General features: G+C 35.7%; 13 protein-coding genes. All 13 read right to left on the bottom strand.

The annotated features are described in order from the left end of the window. Positions 1-13 precede the first annotated feature (13 nt). The gene (locus C1724_RS20445) at positions 14-1,576 is read right to left on the bottom strand and encodes a class I adenylate-forming enzyme family protein (protein WP_102348619.1); all 1,563 of its coding nucleotides are present in this window, start codon (positions 1,574-1,576) and stop codon (positions 14-16) included. A gap of 318 nt (positions 1,577-1,894) precedes the next feature. Further along, positions 1,895-3,124, bottom strand: a complete 1,230-nt coding sequence (locus C1724_RS20450) for a DUF438 domain-containing protein (protein WP_102348620.1) — start codon at positions 3,122-3,124, stop codon at positions 1,895-1,897. 151 nt (positions 3,125-3,275) lie between these two features. After that, complete coding sequence (locus C1724_RS20455; RefSeq protein WP_102348621.1) at positions 3,276-4,058, bottom strand: dioxygenase family protein; 783 nt, start codon at positions 4,056-4,058, stop codon at positions 3,276-3,278. A 413-nt stretch (positions 4,059-4,471) separates the two neighbouring features. Next, positions 4,472-6,115, bottom strand: a complete 1,644-nt coding sequence (locus C1724_RS20460; protein WP_102348622.1) for a thiamine pyrophosphate-binding protein — start codon at positions 6,113-6,115, stop codon at positions 4,472-4,474. Between the two features lie 44 nt (positions 6,116-6,159). Further along, the gene (locus C1724_RS20465) at positions 6,160-7,611 is read right to left on the bottom strand and encodes an aldehyde dehydrogenase family protein (RefSeq protein WP_102348623.1); all 1,452 of its coding nucleotides are present in this window, start codon (positions 7,609-7,611) and stop codon (positions 6,160-6,162) included. 247 nt (positions 7,612-7,858) lie between these two features. After that, complete coding sequence (locus tag C1724_RS20470; protein WP_102348624.1) at positions 7,859-8,536, bottom strand: class II aldolase/adducin family protein; 678 nt, start codon at positions 8,534-8,536, stop codon at positions 7,859-7,861. 16 nt (positions 8,537-8,552) lie between these two features. Further along, complete coding sequence (locus C1724_RS20475; RefSeq protein WP_102348625.1) at positions 8,553-9,014, bottom strand: tripartite tricarboxylate transporter TctB family protein; 462 nt, start codon at positions 9,012-9,014, stop codon at positions 8,553-8,555. Next, on the bottom strand, positions 8,989-10,497 hold the full coding sequence (locus C1724_RS20480; RefSeq protein ID WP_102348626.1) for a tripartite tricarboxylate transporter permease: 1,509 nt from the start codon (positions 10,495-10,497) through the stop codon (positions 8,989-8,991). Before C1724_RS20480 ends, C1724_RS20475 begins: the two co-directional genes overlap by 26 nt. Positions 10,498-10,529: 32 nt before the next feature. Next, complete coding sequence (locus C1724_RS20485; RefSeq protein WP_180994372.1) at positions 10,530-11,558, bottom strand: tripartite tricarboxylate transporter substrate binding protein; 1,029 nt, start codon at positions 11,556-11,558, stop codon at positions 10,530-10,532. A gap of 656 nt (positions 11,559-12,214) precedes the next feature. Beyond that, on the bottom strand, positions 12,215-13,453 hold the full coding sequence (locus C1724_RS20490) for an MFS transporter (protein ID WP_102348628.1): 1,239 nt from the start codon (positions 13,451-13,453) through the stop codon (positions 12,215-12,217). Between the two features lie 159 nt (positions 13,454-13,612). After that, positions 13,613-13,855, bottom strand: coding sequence for a hypothetical protein (locus C1724_RS20495; protein ID WP_102348629.1), 243 nt, complete (start codon positions 13,853-13,855; stop codon positions 13,613-13,615). Between the two features lie 121 nt (positions 13,856-13,976). Then, a complete protein-coding gene (locus C1724_RS20500; protein ID WP_258000479.1) occupies positions 13,977-15,728 on the bottom strand; it encodes an ethanolamine ammonia-lyase reactivating factor EutA in 1,752 nt (583 codons plus the stop codon). A 141-nt stretch (positions 15,729-15,869) separates the two neighbouring features. Beyond that, positions 15,870-17,000: a cupin domain-containing protein gene (locus C1724_RS20505; RefSeq protein ID WP_102348631.1), complete on the bottom strand. Its 1,131-nt coding sequence runs from the start codon at positions 16,998-17,000 to the stop codon at positions 15,870-15,872. Positions 17,001-17,047: the final 47 nt, after the last annotated feature.

Consider the following 17,047-nt stretch of genomic DNA (forward strand, 5'->3'; position numbering starts at 1 on the left):
CTTTTTAAATTAACTACTTTGGAAATACTCGCAGCTGTTCCACAATCTGTTCACGTAGTTTCATTTTTTGAATCTTCCCACTTGCTGTAACTGGGAAATCTGTAGCGAACACAACTTTTTGTGGTAGTTTGTAGTTTGCAATTTGCCCTTTAAGAAATTGAAGTATTTCTTCTTCGTTGCTTGTTTTTCCTTCTTTCAATTTAATAACTGCACAAACGATTTCACCTAGCACCTCATCAGGCAGACCAACAACTGCAACTTCAGAAATCGTTTCGTGTTTTTTTAGGACCTCTTCAATTTCTTGTGGATATACATTGAAACCACCGCGGATAATCATTTCCTTTTTACGGCCGATAAAATATAAATAACCTTCATTGTCTAAAGTTCCAAGGTCGCCTGTATAGTACCAGCCATCGGCTAAAACCTTAGATGTCTCTTCGGGCATTTTATAATAGCCTTTCATATTTCCAAAACTTTTGATAGCAATCTCACCTGTTTGTCCAGGCTCCACTTCAACTCGATTTTCATCGACAATTTTCAGCTCTACACCAGGAATTGGTAACCCTAATGTTTGAGTGATCTTATCTTCACTATCGTGATATGGCGTCATTGTAACAGTCGCTGTTTCTGTAATACCGAAAGACTGACAAAGATTCATACCAAATCTGTCTCTTATTTCTTTTACTTTATGGGGCGGAATTGGTGAGGCACCAACCATACCAGCACGTAAAGTTGATAGATCGTAATTGTCAAAATCGTCTAACTCAAGTTCTTTTAGAAACATGGTCGGTACACCTTGCTGAATCGTAACCTTTTCTTGCTCAATCACTTGTAGCATTTTACGTGGTTCATATTTTTCCATAAGAACCATTCGTGCACCACTAGATACTGAACAAAATAAGTTACAAGCCATTCCAAAAATGTGGAAAAGCGGTGCAGCAATAATAAATACATCTTTTTCTGAACACTGAAGTGAACTTGCAAGAGTATTGGCCGATTGAACAACACTTTGATGTGTAACCATTACACCTTTTGGAACACCAGTCGTACCAGATGTATATAAAATACAATACAGATCATTCGCGACTTCAATATCCGTTTCAACAATTTGAGGGACATCCAAAGCCATCCAATCTTCATACGAATCACACTGCTCACTTTTTGTCCGAACAGTTATGACCAAATTAACCATAGTTTGTATTTCTTTTATTCCGATATTTTGAATCAATTTATCAGAAATAAAAATTGCTTTTGGCTCTGAGTTAGTTAAAATATGATTGAGTTCGTGCGACTTATAGTTAGGATTAAACGGAACTAATATAGCTCCAATTTTTGCAGTAGCAAAAAATATGGTAGCGGTTTCATACCAGTTCGGCAATGATAATGCAACTCGATCACCTTTTTGTATGCCCTTACAAGATAGAACAGCAGCAACCTGATCAATATCGTATTTAAATTTTTCGTACGATACACGTGAAGACAAATCAAATAGTGCTTCCTTATTGCCGTTTCCCAAAGCAGCCCGTTTAAGAAGACCATATACTGATAAAGAGTTTAAATCTACTGTCAAGTTCATCTGCTCCCTTCTATTTTTATAGGATTGAATATAGTGCGAAGAAAATATTATGTACCCATTTTTTTATTGCTTATTTCCAACTATACTGGAACCTTGTTTCTCGATTCAAATAGTTTCCACTTATTAAAATTTTTGGAATATTTAGTTTTCATTATATAAGAATAAGGGGAAATAGTATACCTACACAATGTAGGAAAAATGTACATACAATTCGTTAACAGACTATTAAAAATAAAAATAAAAAACACGTAATTACACCCTTTTTCTGTAATTACGTGCTGTTATTGTCTTAATTGTATGGTAGATCACTAAATTTACCTACGATAAGATCCTCTTTTCACCTTCAATCGCCTGAATTGGCTCAATGTTTTGGGTGAATTCTAATGTACCAACATAAGCTCCATTATCATCACGGACGGCGAAATATCGAATATACACATATTTATCCTTAAATTTGATCCAAAAATCTTCAGAATCTTTTTTTCCTGATTTGAAATCATCTAATAATGCTTCAACTACATGGGCACTTTTCGGTGGATGGCAGTTTTGGACAGTTCGGCCAATAATTGCTTTAGTACGCGCAAATATACGTTCCTTACCATGCGAAAAGTAACGGACAACATCATCTTTATCAATAAACGTTAGATCAACAGGTAAATGATTCAACACTAACTCTAATTGTGCTAACGATAAGATACCTGTTTCCATTTTAATATACCCTTCAGAGATTGTTTTTTCAGCTAGGTCTTTTCGCTCTGGTTTCCATTCTGCTGCTGGACTTGTTAAGCAAAATCCAATTTCGTCACTTTCTCGGGCAATTTTTATCCATTCATCTTCTGTTAAATTCATCAACGCCATTGGAAAAAGGATATTTTCCTCTCGATATATCATATCCAATACTTCCTTCATAAAATAGCGGATGTTTTCAATAACAGCTTGCTGGTCTCCCTCATAATCTACTAATTTTTTCTTTCCATCCTTTATGGAATCCCGAATAAAATCGTCTATTCTCCACATGTTTGTTGAAGGCCCATTAATTCCGTACTTTTCTAAATATGGGAATATTAAATTCTCTTTACGACTAAAATGTTTATCAATATCTAGTAATAGATTGCAATCTTCGATAAGCTTATAAATATTTTCAACAGAATCTACTTTTATAAATTCAGCTAAGTGTGCTTGTATTTTACTAATTAACTTAGATAGCTCCTTATTTTCTAGTTTAAAAGTATGGATAGGATGTCCAGGTTGTTCTTCAGGTTTTTCATCGCGGTTCACCTCTTCTACAGATCCCCTCAATATTTCCGTATGCGCACCATATAAATGTTGTAAGTCGGATAAAGGAACTCCACTTGCCTCAGAAAAATCGTGTTGCAGCTGTGAAAGTTCTTCGACTGTTACTATGCCAATAACTTCATCAAAACGTGCTTTAACCTCCGCTTCATCTTTTCCATTCTGAAGATCTAGAAAAATTTCTCTTAACGCTTCCACTCGATCGGAACTTTTAGGGTTTTGTGTTTGCTCTCGGTTATTTATCATCTCGCTCATTGTAGGTTCTCCTCACTTGGCTATTTATCTATTGTTTTTACTGATAATACTTCTCATATAAACAATAACATGTATTTAATTCACCGTTAGTGATTCGAATCACAAGTTAACAAGATTATTGTGTGAAACCTTCCTTTTCCGCAAATTATAATCAGCCAAACTGCCAGACACTATGACTAAGATTGCCGTATCGAAAGCTACGGTGTATTAATTTTGCTGTTCTTTCGTGATCAGCAGCGCCCATTGCATAAAAAATCGGGATAAAATGCTCATTCCCATAACGTGGAACAGCATAGTCGGCATGGGGTGCCAAACTATCATACTTAAATAGTTTGTTCAAATCCCAATTGCTTAAATTCATCGCTAACCAATTGTCAAATTCAAGTGCCCAAGGATCTACATTTCCGCTAGTTTCAGTCCTTCTTAATGCTCGGAGATTATGAACAGTTCCACCACTACCAATAATTAGAATATCTTTTCTCCTTAACTCAGCTAGAGACTGTCCGATTTTATATTGTTCTTCAGGCGTAACACTTGGGTTGACAGACATTGAAATAACGGGAATTTCTCCATTGGGATAGAGGAATTTTAATATTACCCATGCTCCATGATCTAAACCTCGTTTCGTCTCCGTTTCAAATGGTATTTCGTTAGCGGCAAACATTTCTTCAATATATTTAACGATTGTTGGACTTCCTTTAGCAGGATACTTTATGTTGTACATTTCTTCAGGAAAACCATAGAAGTCGTAGATCGTATCATATTCCTTAACATCACTAACCAATTGCACAGTTGATTCCCAATGTGCTGAAAATAAAACAACCCCTGCCGGTTTTGGAAAAGTTCCCCCTAGCGTCTGTAAAAACTGTGTATATTCATTATCTTCAATTGCAATAAGCGGTGAACCGTGCGCAATAAAAAATGATGGCATCATCCCAGTAGCCCCCTTTTTACTTTTTAATATTCTAAAAACTTTATGTAATATTTTACCACAAGCATATATAATAATTGGAGCAATACGAATCGTAGATGAACTTTATTCTATCCTGAAACAACAGTATCGTTTTTTTACATTCTCTAATTGAATTTTGTTCTGAGTATCAATTGAAATAAATCAATAATAATAACTTTTCTAAACATTAATTACAAAAATAGTGATAGACCAGTTTGGTCTATCACTATTTTTATATATTATTAAATAGCTTAAATTACTTAGTCAAGGTTATAACTGTCGTCTTTACTTAGTTATTAGGATTAATTGACGTTTCTAGGAATTTCTACATAATAAAACTTTACTTTAAAGGTATTTATTATTTAAATACCTGATACTGTCTAAGTGCCCCACGCCTATACTTCCACTTCCTCAACTTGGACATCAAGGAGAATAGGTTCTTTGCTATTTATAGCTGTTTTTAAAATAGATTCTAGTTTCGAAAGGTTTGTCACAACTTCTCCATGTACTCCTAATCCTTTTGCAATACTTACAAAATCAATCGTTGGATGTGCTAATGATGAAGCTGGGTACTCGGAAGTTTCAGGTTCGTTTACATTTTTTCGATATTCTTTAATAGCAGCCTTAACTGCTAAATAGGTTTTATTATTACAGATCATAAAAATAACCGGTAAATTATATTTGGCTGCGGTCCATAAGCCTTGGATCGTAAATAGTGCACTTCCATCACCAATAAATGCAACGACCTGTTTATCAGGTTGAGCAAATTGAATTCCAATAGCAGCAGGAATTCCCCACCCTAATGCACCTCCACTTGTTGTATGATATGAATTTGAATAACGAAATGGAAAATGCTTTAGCAATGCCCTAGAAGATCGAATGCCTTCATCAACGATAATAGCTTCTTCTGGCAATATATTTGACATAACACAGACCACATCACTAACTTTCATTGGTTTTGAATTGTTATCAATAGGTGGACGCTCTGTCGTGCTAAGATACTTTTCTCTATTTTTATTAACCCACTCTAAAGAATTACGGTCTGTATTAAGCAAAGGTAATAGTTGTTCCAATGTCGTTCTTGAGGAGCCGACCATACCTAATGTAACTGGATATAATTTGGCAATTTCATTTGGGTTTTCATGCACATGAATAATCGTAATATTAGACTGAATTTCAGGTGCTTTTGGCAGCCCGAATTCTACAAATAAACGACAACCAACTGCAAAAATACAATCCGCTTCCTTAACTGCTGGGTGACTTGGAGCATACTCACCAGAAAAATGAGGATTTTCAGTTGAATATGTAAATTTGGTACTAGATCTTCTTGGTTCCCGCAATACCACTGCATTCAGTTTTCGGGCAACTTCTTCGAGACATTCAATTGCATCTGTATGGGCTACATCATCCCCAGCAATAATAACAACTCGATTGGAGCTATTAAGGAGTTCCGAACAGTGCTTGATATCTGATGGTAGTGGACTAACATTAACAGGTAAAACTCTCCGTTCAGGATCAATAACTAAAGGATGTTCAATTTCACGGCCTAACAAATTTTCCGGAAGTGATAAAAATACGGGCCCCATTGGAGATGATTTGGATATTTTAACTGCTCGATAAAAATCATCTACAATTTGGGTAGAGTTTTCTAATTCGCCACTCCATTTAGTAATAGACTTAGTCAGGTTTGGTAAATGATCTATCGTACAAAAACCGTCTCTATTATAAATATCTGTACTTTTATGACCAGCAAGCACTACCAATGAAGAGCGATCCCTGCTTGCATTATATAATTGACTTATACCATTACCAGTTCCAACTGTAGTATGCAAATTGGCAATTCCAACTTTCCCGCTTGCCCTTGCGTAGCCATCAGCCATAGCAACTGTCACGTTTTCATGTAAAGTTAGAATGTATTCAAATGAACGTGTTTCATTTAAAGTCTGAAGAAAAGGGGCCTCAGTACTGCCGGGTAATCCAAACACATAGGGTATATCAAGCTCTTCAATAGCTTTAGCCAAATAATCTGCCGCTTTCATTTACTCCCTCCTAAAATTCAACCTATTAATTAATTTGCATCTATTTATAAAAGCTCCTTAAGATATCGAATAGAATGGTAATCAATATAGTTTGCGAGTCCAATTTCGGAGCGGTCTCTACCTATTCCACTTTCCTTAACTCCTCCAAACGGCATATTTGGTCCTGAAGATTTGCGTGAATGACTATTTATGAATGTAGAGCCTGCTTCAATCTGCCGAGCAATCTTCAGCGCTCTGTCACGATCTCTTGACCAAACAGATGAAGAAAGGCCATATTTAGTGTTATTTGCCATCTTAACTACTTCTTCCTCTGATGAGTATTTAATGATCGGAATCACAGGTCCAAATTGTTCATTCACAACTATGTCTGCTGTTGGATCAACATCACGGATCACAGTAGGTAAAATATAGTAACCATCATTCCAGCCAGAAGGGTCTAATTTTTTTCCCAATTCAACTACTGTGGCATTTTGTTTAGAACGTTCTATCAAACTTTTAATATGTGAATATTGTCTATTATTATTCACTGGCCCTAGTGTGGCACGCTCATCCAAACCATATCCAACGATAAACTCATCTACAGCTTGACAAAATTGATCACAAAACTTTTCGTAAATACCTTCGGGTACATAAACTCTTTTTACGGCATAACAAACCTGACCTGCTCGAGAAAAAATACCCGTTATTAAATCTGGAATCCGGTCCTGTATGTCTACATCATCTAATAGAATGGCAGGATCGTTTCCTCCTAACTCCAAACTCACTCTTTTTATTGAAGATGCGGCACTTTTCATTACTGCCTTTCCTGTCTCAATGCCACCTACAAATGAAATTTTTCTCACCAATTCATGCTCAGTTAATGCTCTGCCTACTTCGATGTCACCTTGGACAACATTAATAACACCTGGAGGTAACGATTCTGCCATTTTCTTTAATCCTAAAGAAACAGAGATAGGACAATTTGGTGAAGGCTTAATAACAACTGTATTTCCTGTCATTAAAGCAGGACCTAGTTTACCCATAACTAAATTTACCGGAGAGTTCCATGGAATAATAATCGCAACTACACCCAAAGGGATCTTCTCTATGCTCATCCAGCTTATTTCGTCTTCAACGATTTGGGGTTTTAAAAATTTTTTAACAATATTAGCTGTATTTTGAACATAGGCAATTCCTCTTGGAAAATCTGTCTTCACTTCTCGAATTACAGTTCCATTTTCTTTAACTAACGTATGTGTTAATGTTTCAACATCATCTAGAATTCTAGCAGCTGCAGTTTGGACTAAACTAATTCGTTCCTTTACATCTAAACCACTCCAACTTACGAAAGCATTATTTGCTGCTATAACTGCTTGATCTACATTGCTAACACTATTATAAGCAACCCTACCAACAGTCTCAGAGAATAGTCCAGGATTTTTTACGTCGAAATAAGTATCAGAACCTACTTCTCGATGGTTAATAAAAGCTTCTAATTTTTGAGAATCATTTGACATTTTATAAACCTTCTTTCATCTAATTCTTTGAATCAGAATTTCTAATAAGAATAGAATAGATCGGTAATTGGAAAATTAATAATGTCTTTAAAAACCTGATATATACAGTTATGATCTTTATATAATTATAAATCAATTGACAGAATAGTATGAATTCTAATTTTAATTACGCGATTGCTTTTTTAACTTGTAAAACTAAAAAAGCATCCAAAATTAGATTGGATGCTTTTTAAACTATTTATTAATGCTATTGATTTAATTTGCTAAGATGATTCTCCCAAACCTTTTGAATATTTTTAGGCTGCCAAATGAAACTACACATTGACTCTATCTCTTCATCGTCTAATGAATGTGCATATCCTATTTGACTTGCCATATATTGGCGATAAGCATTTTCTTCTAGAAATACGCTTCTAGCAAACGCTTCTTGTAGATTCGAACCTACTAAAGCAGCGCCATGTGCCTTCATTAACACTGCATTTTTACTACCAAGTGTTTCTACTAATTCTAGTGCCATTTCTTTATTACTAATAGAATATGATTTTTGCAAAATAGGAACTTCACCAACAACAGCACCTTGTATAATCACTGGTCTTAGCGGAACCTTTGTAATTGTAAAAAGGGTAGACCATTTTGGATGAGTGTGTAGAACCGCATTTACATCATCACGATTACGATAAATTTCCGTATGCAAAGGAAATTCATTAGGTGGTTCCCCGTTTCCCTCCACTACATTACCATCGAAATCAATTTGAATGATATGTTCGGCCGTTAAAGAACTCCTGCTTGACTTACGCTCATTAATAAAAATTGTATTTGTTCCTGGAACTCTTACACTTGCATGTCCGTTAAAGTCAATATGTTCAGCTCGTTCTAACATTTTAATAACGTTTGCAACATCTTGTTTCAATTGAGTATGATTCATCCAATCAACCTCCTTCCTATATTCTTGCATGTAATACTAAATCAAATAGAACATACATAAATCCTGACATTATAATTGAAATAGAAAGCGCGCGAATAAACTTTGCCTTCCCGACTAACCATATGAACAAAACTAAAAAAATAGGAACTGCTATTAAATAGGATATGAATTTTAGTAAGATTGTAAAACCTACCATAGCAATTATACATTGTAATGCAACAGCCCATGTTTTACCCTCTGAAACTTCTTCACTCTTTTCTTCTTGAACAGTCTCTTTTTCGATTTTTGTAAAATTAAATTTTTGCTTAATAGAAGGAAACTGGTCTACTAAATACTGCCAGAATAACATTACAAACGTTAATAACCCTACATATAATGGAAACAATCTTGCTTTTGGATTATAATCGAATGAAAGTATGACCATTACAAGCATACTGATCAATAATAGTAAATTAAACAGGTTTCGACCATTTATCATCCTTTGTCCCTCCTTTTTTACTAACAGCTTTAATAATTGGCCGTACGAACATGTATGCTGTAATTAAGAATAAGATCAAGGAAACTGGTCGTGTGAAAAATCCTGTTGGACCAAGTAAATCTAATGTTTGGTGGAAACTTTGTTGCATCATTTCTCCTAGAACAAGCGCAATAACTAATGCAACTCTTGAATAATCATACATCCTCATTGCAAAACCAATAATCCCAAAGATAATTGTTACAATAACATCCCCGATCATTCCTTCTGCAGCGTAAGAACCTAATATAGCAAATACCATGATAACAGGGGCAATATAGACCGTATTAATTTGAGTAAGTCTTGCTAATGGTGCTGCTGCAAAAATTGCAACGATACCAACAATAATATTCGCAAAAACTAATGCATAAATAAGACTTAGTGCCACATCCGCATGATCTAGCATTAAGCGAGGACCTGGTTGTATTCCATGTAAAGTAAGCGCTCCCAATAATACCGCCATTTCAAGGCTTCCAGGAATACCAAAGATTAAAGTTGGGACAAGCGCTCCGCCATCTTTAGCATTATTTGATGCCTCAGGTGCAATAATCCCTCGAATATCACCTTTACCAAAATTACTTTCACCTTTTGTACTTGAAACTGCTTGACCATAGGCTAGAAAGTTAGAAACGGCTCCTCCAACACCCGGAATAATTCCGATAATAGTTCCGATGACAGAGCTGCGAATAAATAACCCGAAATTCTTAAATACAGCCAAAATGCCTTCCTTTACACCACTATAGGACGTATTTACTTTTTCATTTGAAATTTTTCCTTTTGTGACAAACAAGGACATCGCTTCAGAAATAGCAAATAATCCTATCAGAGCAGGAACTAATTTTACTCCATCCCAAAGATATTGAGAACCGAATACATATCTAGTTTCACCTGTAACAGGATCAAACCCGATAAATGAAACCATTAACCCGACGCCACCTGCAATAATGCCTTTCCATAATAATCCTTGTGATAGAATAGCTATCATTGCTAAACCCATAAATGCCATCATGAAGTATTCAGGATAAGAAAACGCTAAAACTACATATTTACCAACAGGTAAAATAATCGTTAAAATCACTGCTCCAAAAATAGCTCCTAGAACAGATGACGCTGTTGCTGCCCCTATTGCTTGACCTGCTTTTCCTTGCTTTGTTAATGGAAATCCATCAAATACTGTTGCAGCATTTTGTGGAGTACCAGGTGTGCCAATTAATATTGCTGTTAAAGAACCACCTATTGCAACTGCTCCAGCAGCACCTATTAACAGTACAATGGCATCGTTGGATTCCATTGTGAAGGTCATCGGAAGTAAAAGGGCCAGAACTTGTGGCCCTCCCAATCCAGGCAAAATGCCGAATACTAAACCAATTAATGACCCTAACACAAGGAAAAGGACGGATGGCCAACTTAACATATCAACTAATACTGGGATAATGTATTCAATCATTAAGCCACATCCTTTTCTACTATAATAGAAATTTAACTATTTTCTTCTAATAATTGTTTGTGAGGCTTTAACATTTCTAATGAATCATTTACAGCCTTTTCTACTTGCACATGATCACCTGGATTCCAAAGTGCTCCAGATTCTTCAACTTTTTGTTTATATTCTTCATCGTTAACAGCTTTCATAAAACTTTCTCTTAGTATCGTTAGTATATCGTCAGGTGTTCCTGGAGGAGCTGCAATAACTCGGTACATCGCAATAGAGTCTAACAATTCTTCGTGACCTAATTCTGCAATAGTAGGAACATCCGGTAATTCTGGTAATCTTTCATTGTTGTATACCCATAAAGGTTGAATTTCCCCTGAATCAAATTGACTGCTTAGGCTTTCTACTGGAAACTGAACCCAATTTACATCGCCACGAGTTGCAGATAAGATTGCTTCAGTACTACCTTTATGGTTGATCGTTTTTACATTAACTCCTAAATTTTCAGCCGATAATAAAACCCCAAGTCCATCTGTTGAAGAAATGTTTGTAATACCAGCAATAATTTCCTCAGCATTTTGGAAATCTTCTAAAGTTGTATAGCCCGATTTTTTAGAAGCACCAGCAACATAGATTGTTTTTGTAATATTACCAATATAATTCAGTTCTGTTAAATCGTAACTTGCAGTTCCTAGTACTTGATTTACAAAATGACCAGGTATATTAACTAATCCAACAGTATACCCCTCTGTACCAGCTGTTGCTAATTCACCCAATGCTATATTACCGTTACCGCCTGGTTTGTTTTCAACTACTATACTTACATCATTTGGTAAATACTTCTCCCAATAGGGTGCAAGCATTCTAGCAGCTGTATCATATCCGCCACCCGGGCTATAAGGAACGATTAATGTAATTTCCCGTTCTGGATAACTTGGTCCTGAGCTCTCCGTTTTACCTTCGTTGCTTGTCCCACTCGAGTTATTTTCATTCGAAGAACTGGTATTTGAACCTGAACAGCCTACAATAAAAAAAATAATTGAAAATACCATTAATAGAGAAAAAATTCTCTTCACACACACCACACCTTTCATTTTATAGTTTCTTAAAAATGCGCCATTATTTTTTTAGAATAAACTACCCATATTTAACTATTTATTACTCACCTCTTCCTAGTCTTTTTTTCTATTATTTTATAAATATCAATTTACACTACTGTTGAAGGGGAAAAATATTGACGTTCTCATATATGGAACATTTTTAAATAATATATAAAAAATTTATAATTTTCTAATTTTTTAACTTTATACTATTAAACATTTAAATGGTTATTGCTGTCAATATAGTTCTTAATGTTAAGAAATTTCCTTTACAAAATAAAACCCACCAAAGTGCAAAATTTCATCTGCATTTTAGTGGGTTTAACCATTTATGCTAATCTATACGATTTTGTTTTTTTATTAATTGTAACGCTCTATCCGACATTGTTGATGGAATTCCTATCTTTTCTAAATCTGGTGCACTCAAGTGATTCAACCTAACAATAAATTTAAAAATGTTGATTAAATTCATTACTAACATCCCCTTCAATGTTATAGGTATATTTTAACATTGAAAGCGTTCGACAAAAAAAGTCCAAATATGAAAATTAAGTGACAATTTCTACTTTTTTCACAGGTCATAAAAATACCCCCACCAGGAATTATAGTGAGGGGTTGTAAAATAGGATCCATTACTGTGTTTCCACGGTTTTAGGTATAAAAGCTATAACTAAATTTCCTAATAAAATAATTACCGCGATAAAGTAAAATGTTGCCTGAAAGCCGTATTGATCAGCAAGAGCACCACCAATTAATGGAGATAGTGCTGCAAGCACACTTTGGGTCGTGAAAAGTAAGCTTGTTGTAGTACCAGCCACTTTATCTTTTGTACTGCTCATAATCCATGCTTGCATAACAGGGCGCAACGAATATAAAAAGAATCCCAAAATAGCCATAGTAGCAATGAGCAGCCAATTGATTTGGATAATGACTACAGCAACTACAAGAACCGATGTCATAATCATGCCTGAGAAAATAATTTTTCTTCGATCGGTATTATCTGATATTCTACCAACGATCGGAGCAGCTATTAAGCCTCCAGCTTGCATTATTGTTATATATAAGCCAACCAAAAATGGCGATAGCGATAGTTCGATTGCTAAATAAAGAGGCAAGAAAGTCATTAAGCCATTTTGTGTCATGGAACGAATACCACTAGCTAATGCTATAAGCAAGACTGCTTTATTTTTAAATAATTCACCCAATCCTTCGCGATAATCTTTAAAGCTTGTTTTTTCTTCTGTTTTTTTCTTATTAGTATTAGAGTTAACTTTCATTTTCCTTAGCATAAACATAATAATAACGCCGACTAAAATACCAGGAATTATGTTTAAGTAGCTAATTTCACGCCAGCTAAAAGAAACTAATATAGCTCCAATAATAACCGGCGCTAATAAATCTCCAAGGTTAGCCGCCATGCCATGAAATCCAAAAACAAACCCACGCTGTTTCGGGTAAAGCTTTGATAAGGTTGAAAATGAAGCCGGATGCCACATTTCATTTCCAATCCCCATAATAATGATAAGTATCATAATAACAAGATAAGAATTAGCAAAGCCCATAAATAAGAATGGTATGCCTGCAAGGGTTAGAGAAATTGTCATAAGGAGATTTTTCTTTGTTGTCATATCTGTAAGCGCACCAATCGGCATACTGGCAATTGATTTTGCGATATACATAACAGTCACTAATAATCCTGCTTGTGTTGCACTAAAATTATATTCCAATGCTAAATATGGTAATAAGATATAAAAAGTAGCTGGATACCAATGTGTAAATGTATGCCCCAAACAGATTCCCCAAAATGCCGGGTCCTTTGTTGGCTCTGACTCTTGGATAATATTCTTTTCATTATTTATAACCGTTTCCATCTATCATCCTCCGTTTCTTTGATATCAGATACTTTACAAAAGAGTGAATGAAGATATCTAGATGTGTGTAATTATTAGGAACAACTTGATAAACATGCCTTAAACAAAGCTTAAGGGACAACAATGAGTTGCCCCGTTTCCTTCTATGAATAATATCTATTACCAAACTTGAACAATGTCACATGCTTCCACTGCATCTTCCAAGCTGCGAACATCAAAACCAGCTTGTTCAGCATTTGTCCATTCATCATCAACAGGTCGTAACCCAATAATAACTTGAATACCATTGTTTACTAATGAAATGGCTTCTTCCTTACTATCATTTGTGTATCCAAATATCCCTATCGTTTTACCTTTTAAATGCTTTAAATAGTTAGCATCTCTAATAAAAGCCTGTTCCATATATACTCCTCCTACTTTTTTCTATAAATATACTCTTCATTAATACTGCTTGTAAGAGACTGTTTCTTTATATGGAACATCTCTGACTTTTTATTTTGAGTAACATAATTATATGTTTTATCTACATTTCAAATAAAAGTGATTTAATTGTCACTGGAACCGTTCCAGATGGATAAAGAACCTTACCAATATCGATAAAATCAAAATCCTTTAACTGAACTCCATCTATGACAATCACATCATTACTTAAACCATACTCATCCTTTAAAATATGTCCCAGCGTGCTAGCGATGTCGCCATCTAACACGATCACTATGTCTTTACCCTGTTCAATCGTTGACGGTATGGCATTGATAATTCCCTTTACAAAATTGTTGATTCGTTCATAAGCAGGAACACCTATCCAGGAAAAAGCTAAAGCAATTTCTTTTTCACCTTCGACTAAGTCAAAGCGCTCAAAATGTGACCTAATCGCAGCTGAAACTTCATTTGCATCTATTTCTGGTGTAAACTGATAATCAGGATGGATCACCTGTAAATTTCTTTTTGGTAATAAATCAAAATCTGTAATAAAAATTGTGTTCCCACTAACTTGTACACTGTGTTCAGATGCACCTATCACAGTTGCTCTAATACATTCCTTCGCATCATCTATTGGATATGGAAAATCGGCTGAGTTTATGATTTCTCTTATACCTTTACCTAATAGTTTGCCTAAATCACCAAACTCTTGCTCTTCTTTTTCGTAAACATATTCGCCAACACCGCCAGAAAAAATGATTGCATCAATATTTTGTAGCTGAGTTAATCTAGAAGTTAAATAAAGTGAATCCGTATCAGACATTGGATTGTTTTCAAAAATCGAATAGAAAATAGAATTCGCCATCCATTTTGTCATAACTTCTAGTTGATCTTTCGTTATTACATCTCCTATTTCGATCGACAAACCTACTTTTTCAGCAATAGCCCTTCCACCAGGATCTAGTCTAACAACGGTATTTGTTTCATCAACAACGACTAAACGTCCACCAATATAGATTGCAGCAGTTTCAAGAACCTTCCCATTCTCAACTATTGCCAATTTTGTTGTGCCACCACCAATATCGATGTTCAATATTTTTTTCTTTTCCTCATATGAGGTTTTGGCTGCACCGGATCCATAAGCTGCTAACAGTGCCTCCATATTATGACCTGCAGTAGCGCACACAAAGTTTCCGCCTTTATCCGATAGAACATCCGCAATTCCCTTGGCATTTTCTCTTCGCATGGCCTCGCCCGTAAGAATTACAGCACCAGTATCTATTTTTTCTGGATCAACTCCGGATTGCTCATAGAATTCATCTATATACTGCCCTAATAATTGATCATCGATATGCTTTTCATCTAAATAAGGTGTTAGTTTAACTGGTGAGCGATAGAATGATTCCCTTGATGTCACTACATATCGACTAGTTAAACTTTCGCCAATTCTACGTAGATGAAGTCTAGAGAAGATAACTTGTGTACCAGATGAACCAATATCAATACCAACAGAAGTCAGTTCAATATTGTCCATTAACCATAGACCATTTCTATATGGATTTAATTCCACTTGTTCATCGTGTTCATATTGATGTCCATGGTGGTCGTGGTCTTCATCGTCGTGCTCATGGTCATGATGATCATGACTATGATTATGATGTGCGTGACTATGGTCATGATGGTCATGACTATGATTATGGTGTGTGTGACTATGGTCATGATGGTCGTGACTATGATTATGGTGGTGATCGTGGTCATCATGGTCGTGATCATGATGATGGTGATGATGTGTATCATAGTATTGATGTCTTGTATCTTCTTGGGTTACAGTTACAATCTTGTTTTTTTTCATTGACATTTTCATCTCCTTGATTGAAAAGCGGAAGTGCCTTGATTAGCCCCAATAGGCAACTTGAACAGAGCCATAATTTAAGAAACGCAGAACACTAAGGGCCGGGTACAAAAACGTACACCGGCACCTAACTTTTATCTATTATGATTGAAAGTTTGCTGGCTTTGGTGGTAGGTCTTCCAATTCATTTTTATAAGCCTCGTCCATTTGTGGTGTTAATCCATGTTTGGCAAGCTCTTCTTTAAATGTTTGTCTAACAATTTGTGATTCGTCAGCATAATCAATTTGGTCTCCGCCAATTCGTCTACTAATCCATGCTTTAGGAACACCTTGAGCATTTCTGAAGGCAACGCCTTCATATTTTAAGGCTAAATAACGAGCTGGAGTTGTACCAGAATTAAAGTGCTGGTGGAACCACATGTTAGGTGGTACGATCATACTACCTTCTTTCCAATCGTATTTCTTAGGCTCTTCACCCTCTGGCCACATTAAGCTGTAACCATCGCCGCCAAGGATGATAACATGGGCGCCAGGACCATGGCGATGACCTTTTTTATACGTAGCCACTGGGAATTCAGAAATATGACTATTCATAGAGCCCTTCGCTAAATTAAAACGAATATGTCCTCCACCTGCGCCACGTTCTTTAGCATGAATGAGTTGGAGCTTTCTTGTATCAGCTACAAAGTTTGTTTCAAGCAATAATCCTTTTTGTTCCCCTTCGTTACTAAAGTAGTCTGGCTCCCCATTAAAACGATTTTTGAAATCATATTCCGTGTTAAAGATAAACTCATGATCATCATAGGTGTTGATCACAATTGGTGAGTTTGTAACTGCTAGAAATCTAGCTCTTTCTTGGCCAGAGCCATTGAAATGCTGATGCCAGGCATTTAGTGGAATTGCGAATAAAGCGCCTTTCCCCCATTCGAAGGTTACTCGTTTTCCCTCATCATTCCAAACCGTTGTTGAACCTTTTCCATCCAAAACATAAATCATCTCTTCATATAGTTGACGTTGTGGTGCTAGTTTACCTCCTTCGGGAATTTCGCAAATGTAACAATCATTAGAGGTTCTTGATGCTTCGTGATTAATATAAACACCGTACCCCCCTCTTCTTGCCCATGGCTTTAGTTCAGTAGTGTGAAGATCTGGAATATAATGTGCTGCAATAATATCTAATCCTTCATTTTTTACCCATTTTTCATAAGCAGATACTTTTTCTGTAGAGAACTTTTTAGCTAACTTTTCTGAGACTTGTGCATTTGAAGACATGTAACGACCTCCTGTTTTCTGAATATTCCTTCTAATTAAATTGTAAC

Source organism: Bacillus sp. Marseille-P3661 (assembly GCF_900240995.1).
Taxonomy (GTDB): Bacteria; Bacillota; Bacilli; order Bacillales; family Bacillaceae_J; genus OESV01.

Bases quoted from the DNA above. Each gene is read 5' to 3' on its own strand.
- C1724_RS20445 (WP_102348619.1), bottom strand. From the start codon at position 1,576: ATGAACTTGACAGTAGATTTAAACTCTTTATCAGTATATGGTCTTCTT.
- C1724_RS20450 (WP_102348620.1), bottom strand. From the start codon at position 3,124: ATGAGCGAGATGATAAATAACCGAGAGCAAACACAAAACCCTAAAAGT.
- C1724_RS20455 (WP_102348621.1), bottom strand. From the start codon at position 4,058: ATGATGCCATCATTTTTTATTGCGCACGGTTCACCGCTTATTGCAATT.
- C1724_RS20460 (WP_102348622.1), bottom strand. From the start codon at position 6,115: ATGAAAGCGGCAGATTATTTGGCTAAAGCTATTGAAGAGCTTGATATA.
- C1724_RS20465 (WP_102348623.1), bottom strand. From the start codon at position 7,611: ATGTCAAATGATTCTCAAAAATTAGAAGCTTTTATTAACCATCGAGAA.
- C1724_RS20470 (WP_102348624.1), bottom strand. From the start codon at position 8,536: ATGAATCATACTCAATTGAAACAAGATGTTGCAAACGTTATTAAAATG.
- C1724_RS20475 (WP_102348625.1), bottom strand. From the start codon at position 9,014: ATGATAAATGGTCGAAACCTGTTTAATTTACTATTATTGATCAGTATG.
- C1724_RS20480 (WP_102348626.1), bottom strand. From the start codon at position 10,497: ATGATTGAATACATTATCCCAGTATTAGTTGATATGTTAAGTTGGCCA.
- C1724_RS20490 (WP_102348628.1), bottom strand. From the start codon at position 13,453: ATGGAAACGGTTATAAATAATGAAAAGAATATTATCCAAGAGTCAGAG.
- C1724_RS20495 (WP_102348629.1), bottom strand. From the start codon at position 13,855: ATGGAACAGGCTTTTATTAGAGATGCTAACTATTTAAAGCATTTAAAA.
- C1724_RS20500 (WP_258000479.1), bottom strand. From the start codon at position 15,728: ATGAAAAAAAACAAGATTGTAACTGTAACCCAAGAAGATACAAGACAT.
- C1724_RS20505 (WP_102348631.1), bottom strand. From the start codon at position 17,000: ATGTCTTCAAATGCACAAGTCTCAGAAAAGTTAGCTAAAAAGTTCTCT.